We start from the raw sequence: 15,490 nt of genomic DNA, 5'->3' as shown, positions 1-15,490 counted from the left end.
ATCGAGCCGCGCCGGGCCGTCGAGATGTATCTGGAGTTTCGCGAGAGCGACGTATCCGAAAAGACACTCCAGAACCACCGCTACCGGCTGGATACGTTCATCGAGTTCTGTGAGGTCCACGATATCGAGAACCTGAACGAGCTTGATGGTCGCGATATCCACAGCTATCGGACCTGGCGCGGCGAGGACATCAAGCCACTGACGCTGAAAACGCATCTCGCCACGCTGCGCGTGTTTCTGGAGTTCTGTGCGTCAATCGACGCCGTCGAGGACGGCCTGCGTGAGAAGGTCGTGCTGCCGAACGTCTCGGCCGCAGAGGAATCGAAGAGCGTCCAGCTCGACGCCGACCGCGCGCGTTCGATTCTGGACTTTCTCGACGAGTATCGCTACGCGAGCCGGGATCATATCATCATGCTGATTCTGGCTTATTCCGGGATCAGGCTCGGGACGCTCCGGGCGCTGGACGTGGGGGACTGGGATAGCAAAGCGCTCCTCCTGAAGATTCGCCATCGACCAGACAGCGGGACTCCGCTGAAGAACCGCGAGCCCGCCGAGCGCTCGATCACGGTCAGCGAGGAATATGGGTCAGTTATCGACGACTACATCCGCGTGAACCGGGTGAACGTCACGGACGATCACGGCCGCGAGCCACTGATCTCCAGCCAGTTCGGTCGGATGTCCGAGGGTGCGATTCGGGAGACTGTCTATCGGCTCACCCGACCTTGCATCATCGACCAGGAGTGCCCGCACGATCGTGACCTGGCCGACTGCGAAGCGACCCAGGACAAGCAGGCTCGGGAGTGTCCGTCGTCGGTTTCGCCTCACGCCGTCCGCCGTGGCGCGATCACGCGGATGCTCCGCGACGGCACTCCTGAAAAAGTCGTCAGCAGTCGCAGCAACGCGACTTCAGATATACTGGAGAAGCATTACGACGAGCGGTCAGAACGCGAACGCGCCGAAATCCGACGTGAGTTCTTGGAGGATTCCCTATGAGCAAACCAGACTCCCTCTCCAGAGGGACCGACCAGACGCATCGACCTACTGACCAGCCAACGACCGATGGGATTTGGTCTCCCGGCGAGTCCATAATTCCTGTCGCTCGCAAACTCGCGAGCGACGTAATTTTGTCTGTTCGAGACGGGATTTGAGCCCTGGAAGTCGCAGCGTCGAGCGGAGCGAGACGACCGTCTTCCTCTGGTTCAAATCCCGGCGAGTCCACTCACATCCGTTCGTTTCCTCGCCGACTTCCCGCTCACTCCGTTCGCGGGAATCCCGGCGAGTCCATTTCTTCGATTCGTCGTTCCCAGAGAGTGTTCGGAGATCGAGCAGGGCCTGCAGGAATCTCACCCACCTCGGGACGGGAATCAAACAGGCGAGAATTACCGCCGAGAGATCGTTATGAAAGTTACATAAGTTTATCGAAAGAATTTACTTATCGCGTGTCAAGTATCAGATTATGAATTTAGAGGGGCGCAAAGGGGCCGATAAGCGTGGGGTATCGTCCGTCGTTGCGGTGGTGCTTCTCATCGGTGTCGTCACGGTCGGTATCGCTATCGTTTTGCTGGCTGGGTCGGCGGTGGTGGAAGACCTGAACACGGACTCGAACGAGGAGATCTCCGAGGAGACGATGCTGAAAGTCGACAGCGTCTTCCAGCAGGCCGACGAGGAGGGCCAGACCTTCGAGATCAGTGACGAGGTCGACAAGGATGTCTCGATCAACCGGAACGCGACGTACAACCTGACCCTCAACGACAACGGAGTGTGTTCGACCGGACCGCGGCAGATGGGGACGATCAGACACGACGGGGCAGAGACGGTGACCGCCTACGAGGCAGGCGGTGTCTGGAAGATGACAGAGGCGGGCGCAGTGATGAGCGCGCCGCCGGATCTGAACTACAACAACGGTTCGCTCTCCGTCTCGTTCACGAACGTCACCGGCAACATCACCTCCAGTGGAACCCTGAAAGCGACATCGAACGTCACGCAGGAACTGGACGAGCAACGTGAGATCACCGGCAAGCTCTACAGCGACCCCGCCTGCTCGCCGACGGCGGTCGACAACGCGTCGCTGAAGATCAGTAACAGCACGTTCGCCCGCGCCTGGGCGAGCTGGGCCCGTGACAACTACGACGACAGGCGTGTGAGCGTGAGCGTCGACGGCGGGGCACCTGCCGGCCCCTACGACAACGTCACGATCAAATTCGAACTCGGCGACGTGTCCGACCCCGATTTCAGGGCCGAGAACGTCACCGTGACACCAGGTCCCGGATCGAACTACGAGGTCACCGCCGAGGTCACGAACGTGGGGGGACTGAGTGGGACCGACGAAGTCACGTTCGATTATCACAACGGGACGGCCACGACAGACACCGACGTGACGCTCAACGGGAAGCAGACGAAGACAGTCACGTTCACGCTCGACAGCAGCGATATCGTCCCCGGGAGCCCGCACAACGTCACGGTCGCAGCAGATACGAACTCGACCGCGAAGGTCCAGTTCAACAGCCCCACGGCCACACCGAACGCCCAGTTCTCCGCGGAGAACATCTCCAGCGGGACGACCGTCGGAAATGCGTCCAACGGGCACGTCTGGGTCGAGAACACGGGCGGGATGACGAAGACAGCGACGCTCAGACTCGAGGTCACCGGCCAACCGGACACCACCTGGAACGCGACCATCCATCCAGGCGAGAACGTCAGCACCGACGTGAGCGATGCGCTCCCGATCGACCGTCCGGGTATGCATCAACTGAAGTTCAGCGTCGGGAGCGACTCGATGCAGCGACCGTTCGTCGTCGGCCCGCCCGGTCGGTTCGACATCACCAACGTCGTCTACGACACGCCGACACGGGGCGAGACGAAGGTGTTCTCGGCGACGGTCCAGAACGCCGGCAACCAGACGATGACCGGCTCCGTCAACGCGACGATCAAGAACGAGGACACCGACACAGTCGTCGCCACCACCAACGCGACTGAGACGCTGTCCGATTCGAGTACCGTCACCCGAACGGTCTCACACACGTTCCCCAGTACAGGGTCGTACAGTCTGACAGTCACGACGCCCAACCAGACCCAGCGGAGCACGTTCTACGTCAAAGCCGGCAACGCGGCGCCGAACTTCGTCATCCAGCGCCTGGAACTCGACCCCAGCAGCGTCAGACGGACCAACGATGTCGCGATCAACGTCACCGTGACCAACAGCGGCGGCACGACCGACGAACAGACGATCGATCTGGACAACGAGCGGACGAACACCGATCTCGAAGCGTGGGACGTGACGCTGAGCCCGGGCCAGACGACGACAGAGCGGTTCGTGACGACCGTCGAGAACGACTCGAGCCGGTTCGAGTTGGGCCAGAACACGATCGAGGTCGAGACCGACAACGGCAGCCTGGGCCAGATTCTGGAGGTGAGAGAGCAGGGGTCCGGTGTCGAGGAAAATCAAGACAGTGACGGCAGTGAGTTCCTGGAGTTCACCAAGAACGCCCGAATCAAGATCGTCGCAGGCGGTGCGGAACTCGAGGGACTGACCCGGGGCCCCAACGGGAACTTGTGGGAGTTCTCGGCCCCGACGACGGTCCGGACGTACGTCGAAAACGACACCATGTCCGAAGTCACCCCGCTATGGACGAGCGAGTACAACGGGAACATCAACCACCCACACGCGGAACAGCGGATGTACCAGCCCGATATACCGAACCCGTACGTCGAGCGGATGACCGTCAGCGCCGGGTCGGAACTCTCTATCTGGGGAACGTCGTACAACTGTAACGATTACGATTATTCCGACGATAACGGGAACTACTACACACACGACCGGAACGGCTACCGGTTGGGTGGCCAGGTGTGTGACGACAGAGGCCGCGAACGGATCGAGATTACGGATACGAAGAGTTCCAGCAACGTCGTCATCCTCGGCAACGGCGACCCGGCACCCGCGCCCGGACAGGCCGACTGGTACCAGCTCGAACTGAACCAGATGCTCGATACGGTCAACGCGAGCCTCGACGGCGACGGGAACCTCCAGCTCGCGGAAGACCAGTACATCTTCATGTACGAGCTCTCGAAGGAAAACGCGAGCGCAGAGAACGCCGCCGGACCGAACGATCCGGACTACAACGACGCCGTCGTGTCGCTGAAAGTCGTGAGTACGGAGCGTGAGAACGTCCAGCCCGCGACGTTCAACATCACCGACGTAGACGCACCGGCACTGGTCACAAGCCCCAGTGGCGCCGGCACCAACGTCGACGTGACCATCGAGAACACCGGCGAGAAGGCCGGCCAGGCGACTGTCTATCCGGCGTTTGCGGGCGCTTCACAGAGCCCGGTGAGCACGAGCGTTCTCCAGCCCGGCGAGGAGACGGACGTGACACTCACCCTGCCGACGACGAGCTACACTCCGGGCACCTACAACTGGGAGGTCGAGGTCGCAGGGACCGACGGAACTGTCGACGACGCACAGACACAGCAGCTACGGATCGGAAGTACCAGCGGTCCCTACTATCAGGTGACGAAACTCGAAGGCCCGGCAGCCGCCGAGATCAACGCCGGTTCCGACGACACCGACGACAGCAACCCAGTCATCAGGGCACGCGTCGACAACACTGGGAGCGAAGACGGGACCGACATGGACGTGACGCTGGTCTACGAGAACACCGACACCGGGACGAGCTACACCGTGACCGAGACTCACACGATTCCGTCGGGCAACAACAAGGAACTGGACTTCGAGATCACCGCGACCCCGGGCCGTGAGGGGACGTACAACTACTACGTGGTGACGCCCAACACGACGAGTGCGAACCAGTCGATCGAGATCGGCCACTCGCGTGTCACGCCCACGAACATCAACATCGGGACGAAAAACTACACGCCGGGGACACAGATCATCCGCCGCGGACGGATCTCCCGACTCAACGTCGGCGTCGAGAACGTCGGTGTCGTGAGCGACGAGCGGGAAGTCCGCCTGCGGATCACCGACGGCGGAGGGGGGACGGTCGTCGACGATTCGAAGACCGACACGGTGTACACCAGCGCGACCCAGCCGACGCAGTACGGCTTCGATGTCAGTGCGCTCTCGACCGGGAACACCTACGACTACGAGATACTCGTCTACAACGACACCCAGAGCGCACAGAGCGGGCCGACGGTTACCAGTAGCGGCGAGTTGTTCCTCCAGAAAGTCCCCGACGGCGTCAGTACGCGCGAGGACTCGCCGGTCAACGTCGACTCCGATCTCGTCAACGTGACCGCTACGTAGCGCGGTCCCGGCTCCGTCCTCGTCGTCAGTTCTCACAGTCTACCAGCACTATCAACAGCAGCGCTGCCGGACGGGACCGCCCGAAGGCGGGACGAAAGCGACCGATCGGACCCCAGGTGTGACGATCAGGAGATCGCCTGGATGTCGATAGACGTGTTCTCGACGACAGCCTGGTCGATCCCCGCACACTCGTACACGCCGGGCGTCCCGGTAGCGGACCACTCAAGATAGCGCTCGAACGTCCGCTCCCACGCGGTCCGGTATTCGGTCCCGGAGACATCCACAGTCACGCGAGTGGTGATCGCCGATCCGGAGGACGGGTCCGGGAAGTACAGCGACCGGTTCCGGAGTTGGCTCCGGAGAGTCACCCGCCCGGACGAGGACTGGTTGATGTCACCGGTCACGCGGACGAACGAGAGGTGGGCACCGGTGGTACCGCAACGAAACGGCGGGACACGAACGACGCGGACACCGCCGTTTTCGTCGGCTCGGAACACCGCGCCGCTCGTGTACACCAGGTCCGTATCACTGCCCGTCGTTCTGACGAGTGTCCCCGTCGAGATCGTCTGTGTGCCCGAGACGCCCGCGACATCGACGACGAACGACGACGATTGTCGGCTGAGCGAATGGCCCTGGAGCTTGATCGTCGTCTCGCGCCGCGGCGCACGCTCGTTTCTGTGGTCGGCCAGCGTCTCCGCGTAGCCGACCATCGTCGCTTCGGCGGTGTTCGTCTCGGCGCCGTCCCTGACGCCTTCCAGTGCGGTGAACCCACCGACGGTGAGAAAGCCGATCGAACTGATGATGATACTGAACACGAGCGTGAACGCGATCAGATCCGAGACCGCGCGCCGGGTGCTATCAGGCGTGTCTCCCAGCATTAGTCTTCGATCTCCATGCACTGTGCGCCACTCGACGTGTCGAACCGGACCGTGACCGTGCCGCCGTCGGCGGTCCCCGGGCAGACGCGGCTCTGGTTCTCGAAGCGGACGACCGTCGAGTAGTCTTCCACGGTCGAGTTGACGTAGATCTTGGTCTGACTGCTCGTCGGAACGAGCGTGATCCGGTACTGCTGGCCGGCGACCCGTTCGGGATAGCGTGACCGGAACTCGACATCGGCGTTCAGCGTCGACGTGTTGAACTGGTCGAGTCGAACCAGATCGGTCGCGACGCCGGACCCGATGTCGATCAGCCCTTCACGAGCGATGTCTTCGGTCTGGCCGTCGACGAGCGCCCCGCCACCGATCAACAGGCCGGTGACCAACACGGTCGAGATACCGATGGTCAGCGCCTGCGTGACCGCCGGCGAGACGCCACGACTGTCGGCGAACAGTCGCCCGATCATGTCTCGTTCTCCAGTACGATCGTCCGGTTGTAACTGGTCTGTGGACCGGTGTAGGTGAGGTCGACGGCCGGGGTGGCCGGGTAGCCACCTGTCTTTCCGTTCGAGAAGGTGCCCGTCGAGGCATACCAGACGTAGCCCCTGAACTTGTTGCCTTTTTGCACTGCGATCTCGTCGTACGGTTCGTCGACGCTGCTCTCGAAAGTCGCAAACGTCGACGTAGTGCCACCGACGGTACACGTCCCCGCGACGAGATCGACATCGATGTCCTCGCCCGGGCTGGTGCTGGAACAGACCGTCGTCGCGGTGCCTCCGGGCGGTGTGACGACGACCTCCCCGTAGCCGCTCGAACCGGTGATTTCGAGTTCCCACACGTCGCCGCTGTCACCCTCGACGGTGAGAACGAAGTCTTCGGAGTCACCCGTCGCGGTGAAGTTGAACACAGAGACGCTGTCGACATCTTCCGCGACGACCCAGTCGGAGGGGTTCGGTGGCGTCGGGGCGCGGAACCCGACCGGGGTGATAGACGGCGTCGACCTGATGTACCCACCGTTCGAAGCCGTCGCGTTCAACGTCGCGTTGATGTAGACGCCCGACTGTGAGCCGCTGACTCGCGTTCGATAACGCGTGTAGTTCTGTAGCGACGTGTTGAACGTCGAGTTGAAGTTCGAGAACGTCGTGTTGTTGCGGACCGCCGCGGCGACGGTCGTGAGATCCTGCCGGACGGCCGTCTCGCGGTCCTCGACTTCCTCGATCCGGTCGGCGCTCTCGGGAGTCGCCGTGTACGTGGTCACGACGAGGCTGTTGGTCAGGATGATCGACAGCAGGAACACGATCGCGATCGCGATCCCGCCGACGAGCAACAGCTGGCCCCGAGTATCGGCAGTGCTCACCATACGATCAGTCGCACCTCCACCAGATTGTACAGTCGTGTGTTGTTGTCGGCATCGGGGATGTAGAAGCTCGATAACGATTTCACGCGCGGTCCCGCGTTTCCGCAGGCGTTCGACGGCGAGTTAGTGCGCACCGACATGTTGTCGGTCAGGGCGACGGTCCGTGTCGCGACCGCGGCACCGGTCGACGGCCGGTTCGCGCTCGCGGGCGAGTTCTCCGAGACCAGTTCCGTCACACGCTGCTCGCCGGTCTCGTTGAGATAGTTGAAGTAGATGTTGTACTGCTCGCCCCGGGAGTCGAAGGTCAGGTTGAGCATCCGCTCGAACTCCGCGGGACGGCTGGAGTTGTTCCCGTTGATCCGCGTCCGACCGGAGTTGTAACACAGGATGGCGTTCTCCAGCGCGCCCGTGTTCTTACCGACCGTGAGGAGGTCGTCGGCCCGGGTTTCGAGCCGCCGGGTTTCCTCTCGGGTTCCGTCTTCCCACGCACGGGTGTCGATGGACGTGATCCCGAACACCGTCGCCGAGATCACGAGGATCGCCGCCAGGACGCCTTCGAGCGTGTACGCCTGGCCGCGGCGGCCGCTCACCATGCACGCACCACCAGCCAGCAGACCGGCTCACAGGTGACCCTGTCGTTCCGGAGCCTGATCACTCGCGTCGAGGTCGACGCGGTTTGGTTGTCGTACGCTTCACCCCACGCCAGCGTCTTGCTCCCCGCTCTGGCCGGCCGGAGTTGTCCGGACTGCAGCGTCGAGTTGTTCACGATACTCACGTTGAGCGTCGGGTCCGTCCGTCGGGACGACGAGACGTTGACCGCCGCGTGTGCGGTGAGGTTCGCAAGCTCCGTGTCGTTCGACAGCGTTCTATTGAGACCGCCGGACTCGTTGTGTAAGACGATGTTGCGCTGGTCTCCGACGCTGTAGTTCTCGACGAGATACGACGCGATCCGGTCTGCCTGTGGCTGTTCGATCTCCGTCACGGGATCTTCGTACACCGAGAGCGCGCCGCCCTGAATGAACGCGAACGCCCCGATAATCGTAACGAGCAGTATGCTCGCCCCCACGGCGAAGTCCTGTGGCGTTTGTCCCCTCTCGTTCATATGACCACCAGATAGGTTACCCCACCGCGATCCACACCGCGAGCGCGATCGTCTGGAGGACGACCGCGAACTTGACACCCGCCGCTATTTTCACCTCGCGTATATATCCGGCGATGAACGACGAGAGGAGCGCCTGCAGCGTCACCGCGTGGAAGAACAACATCGACAGCGCCTGCGTGTCGACGTTCCCGCCGAACTGCCCGCCGCCAGCGCCCGAACCGCTCGATCCCGACGCCTGGGTCGCCAGTCCCGACATCACGTCGAGGAACTGTGTCTTCAGCAGTGCCATCACGCCGAGCAGCGTGAGATACGTCATAAGAATGATGACAACTTGCATCCTGGTCCGGGACTTCCGATCGCGATCGATGTCGTCCTGGTTCTCGGAGGCCTGTGCGGCCGTCGACAGCACGTCCTGAATCTGGCTGGACGCCTCCTGTGCCTCGGCGATCAGTTTCACCGTGCGTGCCAGCCGCGGGACGTGGTACTTGTTGTTGAACTCCCTGAGCGACTGTTTCAGGCTGGTCCCGTAGTTGACCTTCGCGTGGATCGTCTCGAACTCCTCGGAGAGCTTTCCCGAAGAGGTCTCGGAGACGACTTTGATCGATTCGAGCAGCGTCATCCCCGTGTCGTTCGCCGAAGCCAGTTTGCGCAGGTTCTCCGAGAGGTTCTTGACGATGGCGTTGCGCGAGCGCTGGTTCCACTCGTAGAAGATCGTCAGCGGGACGAAGTTGATGTACATGGGCAGGTACACCCAGAAGAACGTCGCCCTGACCGGGTTCTGGATGAACCCCCCGGGGCCGTTCAACTGGAGCGGGGCGAACCCCAGCAACACCGACGCGACCACCGCGACGATCGAGAGCGGGATCGTCAGCCCCAGCACCAACAGCGGGTGGTCACGGAAGAAGTAGTGGGGCTCGGCGAGGATGTTGACGAGTTCGTAGGTCCCCTCCCGGCTCTTGATCCGGTCGAAGACGCTGAACTCGCCGGTGTAGCGCTCGACGAGACCGAGGTTGAACACGCCGACGCCCTCGTCGACGACGATCTCCTCCTCGCCGGCGTTTGGCCGGAGGTAGCCGTCCCCGATGGAGTCCTGGGTGACCGTCGACGTGAGGACGAGAAAACCGATCCCGACCAGCGGGATCAAGACGTACACCGTCCCGTAGATGAGCATCTGCTGGGCGTTGCCCATCATCGACATGATCACGAGGATGATGATGAGAAGCAGCGGGAACAGCGAGAGGGTCATGTACATCTCGCCGAACAGCTCCAGGGTCTCGAGCATCTTCTCCTGTTCCTGGCGGGCGGTTCGCATGTGTTTCTCCTTCTGATCTTCGAGGAATGAGGTCATGTCCCCACCGGAGTTGATGATCGAGAGCATGTCGGTGAGGAACTGCGAGAGCTCGTCCGACGGCGTCTCCAGCGCCTGGTTGCGGACGGCGGTCCGGTAGTCGGTGTCGAAGTACTCCGTCTCCAGAACGATCGACTGGAACTCACGGGCCACCTCGCCGTAGGTGTCGTCGGCCTGGGCCATCGCCTGGAGGATCTCCAGTTGGTTCAGTCCACCCACCGACAGCGCGTACATGAACGAGACGGCGTCGGACAGCAAGACGTTGATCTCGCGCTCGCGGGCGTTGGACCTGAAGTAGGGGATCGAGACCAGTGATCCGAAGCCGATACCGAACCCGATCGCACCGAACACCAGCCCGGTTATCAGGATCAACAGCGGGATCTTCAGCATGTTGATGACGCTGGCGACCGAGTCCGAGACCGCGATCCCGAGCAGTTCGAGTTCCTCACCGGTCAGCGAGAAGAACTCGACCAAGACGACGCCCAGAAAAGTTCCAAGCAGCCACAGCGCGATACCGGAGATGACACCGACAGCGAGCGCCCGGGCGAGGAACATCTCGACGTTGTCGGCCATCCTGGCCTGGGAGAGTTTCTTCTCGACGCTGCTGACGAAGTCACTCTCCTCGTCGAACAGCATCTGGTAGGCCGGATAGAACGTGTCCCCCAGCGTCCCGCTGTCGCTTATCTGTTGTTGCCCCCGGGTGTCGAGGCTCATCCGTCGTCAGCCTCCGTCCCGGCCTTCGGGACGAACTGGCCGAAGTCGACCTCGTCGTCCTCTTCTTCCTCCTCCTGGATCGCGTCGCCGTCCATCAGCGCCGAGACGATGTCTGGCGTCTCGCGGCTCATGAACTGGTCGAACAGCGGCTGTGCGTTGTCGAGGATCGTCTCGCTCTCTTCGAGCATCTCCTCGGGCGCGTCGGGCCGCGGGACCATCTCCTCTTTCTCGGGATCGATGTCGATCTGGACCGACTCCATCTCCCGGAGGTCCTCCAGCGACCGTTCGAGCTGGCCGTTGGCGATGAGCGTGAGGATGGTGTCGGGGTCGTTGATGAAGGCCTGGATCGTCGCGGCGACCTCCGTGTAGGTGTTCAGTCCCTGCTCGATGAGATAGGCCAGGACGACCTTGCGTTTGAACAGTTCCTCGTCGAGTTTCTCCTGGGTCCACCCGCGGTCGAACTTGACCTCTTCGAGGGTGTTGGAGTTGCCCATCTGGATGTACTCGTCGGTCTCGGCGCGCCACTCGTACACGTCACGGACGTTGATCTCGTCGTTCTCGGCGGAGTACTCGTTGATCTCGGTCAGGGACTTGTTCCGGCGGACCTTGTTGCCGTCGACACGGGTCTGGGTCTGGATCGAGACGAGATCCAGCGCCGTAAACAGCGTCTTCGAGACGTTGATCGGTTCGGTCGTGAACCGCTTGATCACCTCGCCGACCGAGTCGGCGTGGAACGTGGTGTAGGTGGTGTGGCCCGTCGACATCACCTGGAAGAGGGTCCGCCCCTCCTCGCCACGGATCTCACCCATGACGATGTAGTCGGGGCGCTGGCGCAGTGCGGCCTCCAGCAGGTCGAACTCGTCGACATCGCCCGTGTCGTCCTCGCCGAAGGACGGGCGGGTGACACTGGCGACCCAGTTGCGCTGGGGGAGTTCCACCTCGCGGGTGTCCTCGATCGAGACGATCTTGGAGTTCGACGGGATGAACAGCGAGACGGCGTTCAGGCTCGTCGTCTTCCCCGAGGCGGTCCCGCCGGCGAAGATGAGCGACTTGTGGTTCTCGATACAGAGCCAGAGGAACGCCATCTCGTCCAGGCTGAAGGTGTTCCAGTTGATGAGGTCGATCGGCGTGAACGGAACGTCCTTGAACTGCCGGATCGTGTAGTTGGTCCCGTGATCGGAGACCTCCCGCCCTAGCGTCAACTGGGCGCGTGAGCCGTCCGGGAGGGTCGCGTCGACCTGGGGCTGGCGCTTGGAGATCCCTTTCCCCGACCGCTGGGCGAGTTTGACCACGAAGTCGTCCAGTTCCTGTTCGCCGTGTTCGACGTTCGATATGATCTGCTCGTAGTCGGTGTGATACGCGAACACGCGGGAGTTGTAGCCGTCACAGGAGATGTCCTCGACGTTGATGTCGTGTTTGATCGGGTCGATCCGCGCGTAACCGACGAAGTTCCGTTTGAGTTCGTACAGCAGTTTCTCGACCTGATACTCGTTGAGCGTCGCCGGGTCGTCTTCGAGGATCTTCGGTTCCGGGCGGGTCGAGAGGCCTTCGAGTTCGCCGCTGGACTGCTCGGTGTCGGCTCCCATCCCGAGCAATTCCTTGAACTGGTCGAACATCCCACCGCCCTCGCCGGTCCCGCTGGAGACGCCGCCGCTGTAGAGGTCGTATCGGGAGAGCAGGTCTTCGGCCTCGCGCTGGATGACTTGGGCGCGGTCCTCGGTCGAGCCCTGGACGATCACGTCGTCCTCGGAGTATTTGATCGCGGTCTTGAGTTTCCCCGAGAGGAACTCCTTGAGATCGTCTTCGATCGGGTTGAGGTACGGCTCGACGACGTAGTACTTCTTCTCGTTTTCCTTCCGCGAATGGAAGATGACGACACACGCGTACGGCTTGTTCACCCAGTAGCGTTCGAGTTCCCGGAAGTGCTTCTTCTTGTTCTCCGGGACCGCCTTCTCCAGGTCGTACCGGTTGACGACGGTCGTGTACCCCTCCCGGGTCGAGAAGAACGCGTCCTCGTCCAGTTCCTCGTTGACATCGACGGTGTGTTCGTCGACGTAGTCGGCGAGTGCGGTAGCCACGCTCCCGGCCTCGCCGATCCGGGCTTCGGTGTCGGCGGGATCGAACTCCAGATACTGTTCGGCGTCGAACGGATCGGCGTTCGCCGTGTTCGCGGGCGGCTCGCCGCCCTTGTAGTGATACTCGCGTTTGAAATGCTCCCAACTGTATCGGTCTTTCGCGACCGGCGTAACCGCCGGGTCGAGCGAGGCGTCGAGCGGTTCCTGGACCGTCTTGGCGACGGCACCCCCGTCCTCGATCAGTTGTTCGAGATACCGCGGCTCGAAGCCGAGGTACTCGCTCCGATCGAACCGTCCCCCGCCGTGGTACTCCTGCCTGAAGTCGTCCCACGTGTACTCGCCCACGGCGGCGCCCCGACCGTCGACACGACCCATAGTGTCGACGGTCCCGTCCGTGTCATCAATTGCCATTGTAATTCATCCACCCCTGCGGGTGAAAAAACTTTACCGGACAAGACTGTAAAACGATTGACCGGTCGTCCGCGTAGCCGACACTCCCTGACATGGTTTAGCAACGATACAGTCCCATCTGTACTGAAGCTTTCGGGCCGTATTTTATTATTGATAACGGGAGGGGTAGCGGCAACGGGTGCGCACAGCAGGAACTCGAACGGGTGTTCCCTTCAGGCCAGAAACGTCTCGATGCGGTCCATCGCTTCCTTCAACTCGGCCATGCCGGTCGCGTACGACACCCGCAGGTGACCCTCGGCACCGGCGCCGAAGGCGGTCCCGGGAACGACCGCGACGCCCTGGTCTTCGAGCAGCGCTTCCGCGAACGCCTCGGCGTCGTCCCACGGACACTCGGGGAACGCGTAGAACGCGCCGGCCGCGGGGAAACAGTCCAGCCCCATCTCGTTGAACCGCGAGAGGATGAACTTCCGTCGGCGGTCGTACTGGGTGGTCATCTCGGTGACTTCCTCCCGGCAGTTGTCGAGGGCCTCGATCGCCGCGTGCTGGGCGGTCGTCGGAGCCGACAGCATCGTGTACTGGTGGATGCGGTTCATCGCCGTGATCGCCTCGGGCGGCGCCATCGCGTAGCCCAGCCGGAAGCCGGTCATGGCGAAGGCCTTCGAGAAGCCGTTGAACACGACCGTCCGTTCGCGCATCCCCGGCAGCGTCGCGATGGAGGTGTGTTCGTGTTCGTAGGTCAGGTCGGCGTAGATCTCGTCGGCGAAGACCATCAGGTCGTGCTCCCGGCAGAACGCCGCGACTTCCCGCAGTTCCTCGCCGGTCATCGTCGCGCCCGTCGGGTTGTTCGGGTAGCAGTAGATGAGCGCCTCCGCGTCGGCCGCGCCCGCGGCTTCGAGAACCTCGCGGGTGAGTTTGAACTCGTCGTCCGCACGGGTGGGCACGTCGATGACCTCGCCGCCGGCGAAGGTCACGCCGGGGACGTACGAGACGTAACACGGCTGTGCGACGGCGACGGCGTCGCCGGGGTCCAACAGGGCGCGAAACGCCAGGTCGATACCCTCGCTGGCGCCGGCGGTCACCAGGATCTCCTCGTCGGGGTCGTAGGTGAGGGCGTGTTCGGCCGCCTCGTAGCGCGCGATCCGCTCGCGGAGTTCGCGCTTGCCGCGGTTGGCCGTGTAGGCGGTCTTGCCCTGTTCCAGGGACGTGATCGCCGCCTCGCGGGCCGCCCACGGCGCCGAGAAGTCGGGTTCGCCGACCCCGAGCGAGATGATGTCGTCCATCTCCTCGGCCAGTTCGAAGAAACGCCGGATGCCCGACGGTGGCACCGACTCGACGCGAGCGGAGGGTTCGAACGTCATGGCGAGACCGAGAGCCGTTCGTCGTCGTCGTGATCGTCGAAGCGCATCCCCTGTTCCTTGTAGGAGTCCATCACGTAGTGCGTGACCGTCTGGGTGATCTCGGGGATCGGCGCGACCTTGTTGCTGATGAAGTGTGACACTTCACGCATGGAGTCGCCCTCGACCTCCATGTCGAAGTCGTAGTCACCGCTGATCAGCCGCAGCGAAGTCACTTCGGGGAACTTGGCGATCCGGTTCGCGATGTCGGCGTAGCTGGTCTCCCGATCGAGCGTGACGTTGAGTTCGACGATCGCTCGGACCCGCTCCTCGTCGGTCTCGACGGCGTTCCAGTCGACGACAGCCTGGTAGCCGCGGACGACGCCGGCCTCTTCGAGTTCCTCGATGGTCGACTCGATATCGTCGACCGACTCGCCGGTCATGTGCGCGATGTCTTCCGTCGTGTACCGGGCGTTCTCCCGGAGGAGTTCGAGAATCTCTCGGCGGCTGCTCATACACAGACCGCGCGCGGCGGTGGACAAAAGCCTTGCTCCGTCGTGTGAATAGCTGTCAGGGGCGGCGCGGACACAGCCGCCGAGGACGACGGAGGCTTTACTGTGGTCGGGTCCAACCACGCTGACGATGTACGACGAGGGTACCCAGCGACCCGACACAGATTCCGGGTGGGCACACGTCGCGCGCCACGACGAGTCGGCCGCTGTCATCGACGCTGCGCTCCGGCTCGACCCCGAGGAAGTGTACACGAAGACCGAACTGAGCGACGCCGCGGGCGTCCCGTTGAAGACGCTGTATCTCGACGGGACCCTGGAGGACATCGTCGACATCGGCCTCCTGGAGAAAGACGACCCCGAGGGCGAGGAAGCGACGTTCTCCGTCGACACCGACGGCGAAGTGTACCAGGCGGCGACCGCGTTCGACGACGCCGTCGTCAAACAGCTCCAGACCGCGGAGTCCAGCGCGGACGCGGACTGACCGCACGACGATCGAACCGCG

Annotated in this window: 12 protein-coding genes; 3 read left to right on the top strand and 9 right to left on the bottom strand. The window is 62.6% G+C overall.

Annotation, left to right across the window (positions count from 1 at the left end; translation table 11 throughout):
* Nucleotides 1-24: 24 nt before the first annotated feature.
* Together P1L40_RS13720 and P1L40_RS13715 are read left to right on the top strand one after the other, a co-directional pair.
* A complete protein-coding gene (locus P1L40_RS13720; RefSeq protein ID WP_379775910.1) occupies nucleotides 25-993 on the top strand; it encodes a tyrosine-type recombinase/integrase in 969 nt (322 codons plus the stop codon).
* Between the two features lie 520 nt (nucleotides 994-1,513).
* A complete protein-coding gene (locus P1L40_RS13715) occupies nucleotides 1,514-5,260 on the top strand; it encodes a hypothetical protein (RefSeq protein WP_284007791.1) in 3,747 nt (1,248 codons plus the stop codon).
* 125 nt (nucleotides 5,261-5,385) lie between these two features.
* Here P1L40_RS13715 and P1L40_RS13710 read toward each other — a convergent pair whose 3' ends face one another.
* The 9 genes from P1L40_RS13710 to P1L40_RS13670 form a co-directional block, all read right to left on the bottom strand.
* On the bottom strand, nucleotides 5,386-6,138 hold the full coding sequence (locus P1L40_RS13710) for a DUF7289 family protein (protein WP_284007790.1): 753 nt from the start codon (nucleotides 6,136-6,138) through the stop codon (nucleotides 5,386-5,388).
* The gene (locus P1L40_RS13705) at nucleotides 6,138-6,602 is read right to left on the bottom strand and encodes a DUF7266 family protein (RefSeq protein WP_284007789.1); all 465 of its coding nucleotides are present in this window, start codon (nucleotides 6,600-6,602) and stop codon (nucleotides 6,138-6,140) included. The genes P1L40_RS13710 and P1L40_RS13705 overlap by 1 nt, the downstream gene beginning before the upstream one ends.
* Complete coding sequence (locus P1L40_RS13700) at nucleotides 6,599-7,495, bottom strand: hypothetical protein (RefSeq protein WP_284007788.1); 897 nt, start codon at nucleotides 7,493-7,495, stop codon at nucleotides 6,599-6,601. The genes P1L40_RS13705 and P1L40_RS13700 overlap by 4 nt, the downstream gene beginning before the upstream one ends.
* Complete coding sequence (locus P1L40_RS13695) at nucleotides 7,489-8,085, bottom strand: DUF7288 family protein (protein ID WP_284007786.1); 597 nt, start codon at nucleotides 8,083-8,085, stop codon at nucleotides 7,489-7,491. The genes P1L40_RS13700 and P1L40_RS13695 overlap by 7 nt, the downstream gene beginning before the upstream one ends.
* Nucleotides 8,079-8,594, bottom strand: a complete 516-nt coding sequence (locus P1L40_RS13690) for a DUF7287 family protein (protein ID WP_284007784.1) — start codon at nucleotides 8,592-8,594, stop codon at nucleotides 8,079-8,081. Before P1L40_RS13690 ends, P1L40_RS13695 begins: the two co-directional genes overlap by 7 nt.
* A 16-nt stretch (nucleotides 8,595-8,610) precedes the next feature.
* Nucleotides 8,611-10,656, bottom strand: a complete 2,046-nt coding sequence (locus P1L40_RS13685; RefSeq protein ID WP_284007783.1) for a type II secretion system F family protein — start codon at nucleotides 10,654-10,656, stop codon at nucleotides 8,611-8,613.
* Nucleotides 10,653-13,142, bottom strand: coding sequence for a type II/IV secretion system ATPase subunit (locus P1L40_RS13680; RefSeq protein WP_284007781.1), 2,490 nt, complete (start codon nucleotides 13,140-13,142; stop codon nucleotides 10,653-10,655). Before P1L40_RS13680 ends, P1L40_RS13685 begins: the two co-directional genes overlap by 4 nt.
* A gap of 212 nt (nucleotides 13,143-13,354) precedes the next feature.
* Nucleotides 13,355-14,500 (bottom strand): pyridoxal phosphate-dependent aminotransferase, encoded by a 1,146-nt coding sequence (locus P1L40_RS13675; protein WP_284007779.1) that lies wholly within the window; start codon nucleotides 14,498-14,500, stop codon nucleotides 13,355-13,357.
* Complete coding sequence (locus P1L40_RS13670; protein ID WP_284007777.1) at nucleotides 14,497-14,991, bottom strand: Lrp/AsnC family transcriptional regulator; 495 nt, start codon at nucleotides 14,989-14,991, stop codon at nucleotides 14,497-14,499. The genes P1L40_RS13675 and P1L40_RS13670 overlap by 4 nt, the downstream gene beginning before the upstream one ends.
* A gap of 127 nt (nucleotides 14,992-15,118) precedes the next feature.
* Here P1L40_RS13670 and P1L40_RS13665 point away from each other — a divergent pair, with 127 nt between their 5' ends.
* Nucleotides 15,119-15,469 (top strand): hypothetical protein, encoded by a 351-nt coding sequence (locus P1L40_RS13665; RefSeq protein ID WP_284007775.1) that lies wholly within the window; start codon nucleotides 15,119-15,121, stop codon nucleotides 15,467-15,469.
* Nucleotides 15,470-15,490 lie beyond the last annotated feature (21 nt).

This window comes from Haloarcula pelagica, from assembly GCF_030127105.1.
In the GTDB taxonomy this organism is placed as follows: Archaea; Halobacteriota; Halobacteria; order Halobacteriales; family Haloarculaceae; genus Haloarcula; species Haloarcula pelagica.
The sequence above is the reverse complement of the archived record's forward strand: the minus strand, read 5'-3'. Positions and strand labels throughout refer to the sequence as shown.

Coding starts and splice junctions, on each gene's coding strand:
- P1L40_RS13720 (WP_379775910.1), top strand. CDS start 25: ATGTATCTGGAGTTTCGCGAGAGCGACGTATCCGAAAAGACACTCCAG.
- P1L40_RS13710 (WP_284007790.1), bottom strand. CDS start 6,138: ATGCTGGGAGACACGCCTGATAGCACCCGGCGCGCGGTCTCGGATCTG.
- P1L40_RS13680 (WP_284007781.1), bottom strand. CDS start 13,142: ATGGCAATTGATGACACGGACGGGACCGTCGACACTATGGGTCGTGTC.
- P1L40_RS13705 (WP_284007789.1), bottom strand. CDS start 6,602: ATGATCGGGCGACTGTTCGCCGACAGTCGTGGCGTCTCGCCGGCGGTC.
- P1L40_RS13665 (WP_284007775.1), top strand. CDS start 15,119: ATGTACGACGAGGGTACCCAGCGACCCGACACAGATTCCGGGTGGGCA.
- P1L40_RS13675 (WP_284007779.1), bottom strand. CDS start 14,500: ATGACGTTCGAACCCTCCGCTCGCGTCGAGTCGGTGCCACCGTCGGGC.
- P1L40_RS13690 (WP_284007784.1), bottom strand. CDS start 8,594: ATGAACGAGAGGGGACAAACGCCACAGGACTTCGCCGTGGGGGCGAGC.
- P1L40_RS13685 (WP_284007783.1), bottom strand. CDS start 10,656: ATGAGCCTCGACACCCGGGGGCAACAACAGATAAGCGACAGCGGGACG.
- P1L40_RS13695 (WP_284007786.1), bottom strand. CDS start 8,085: ATGGTGAGCGGCCGCCGCGGCCAGGCGTACACGCTCGAAGGCGTCCTG.
- P1L40_RS13700 (WP_284007788.1), bottom strand. CDS start 7,495: ATGGTGAGCACTGCCGATACTCGGGGCCAGCTGTTGCTCGTCGGCGGG.
- P1L40_RS13670 (WP_284007777.1), bottom strand. CDS start 14,991: ATGAGCAGCCGCCGAGAGATTCTCGAACTCCTCCGGGAGAACGCCCGG.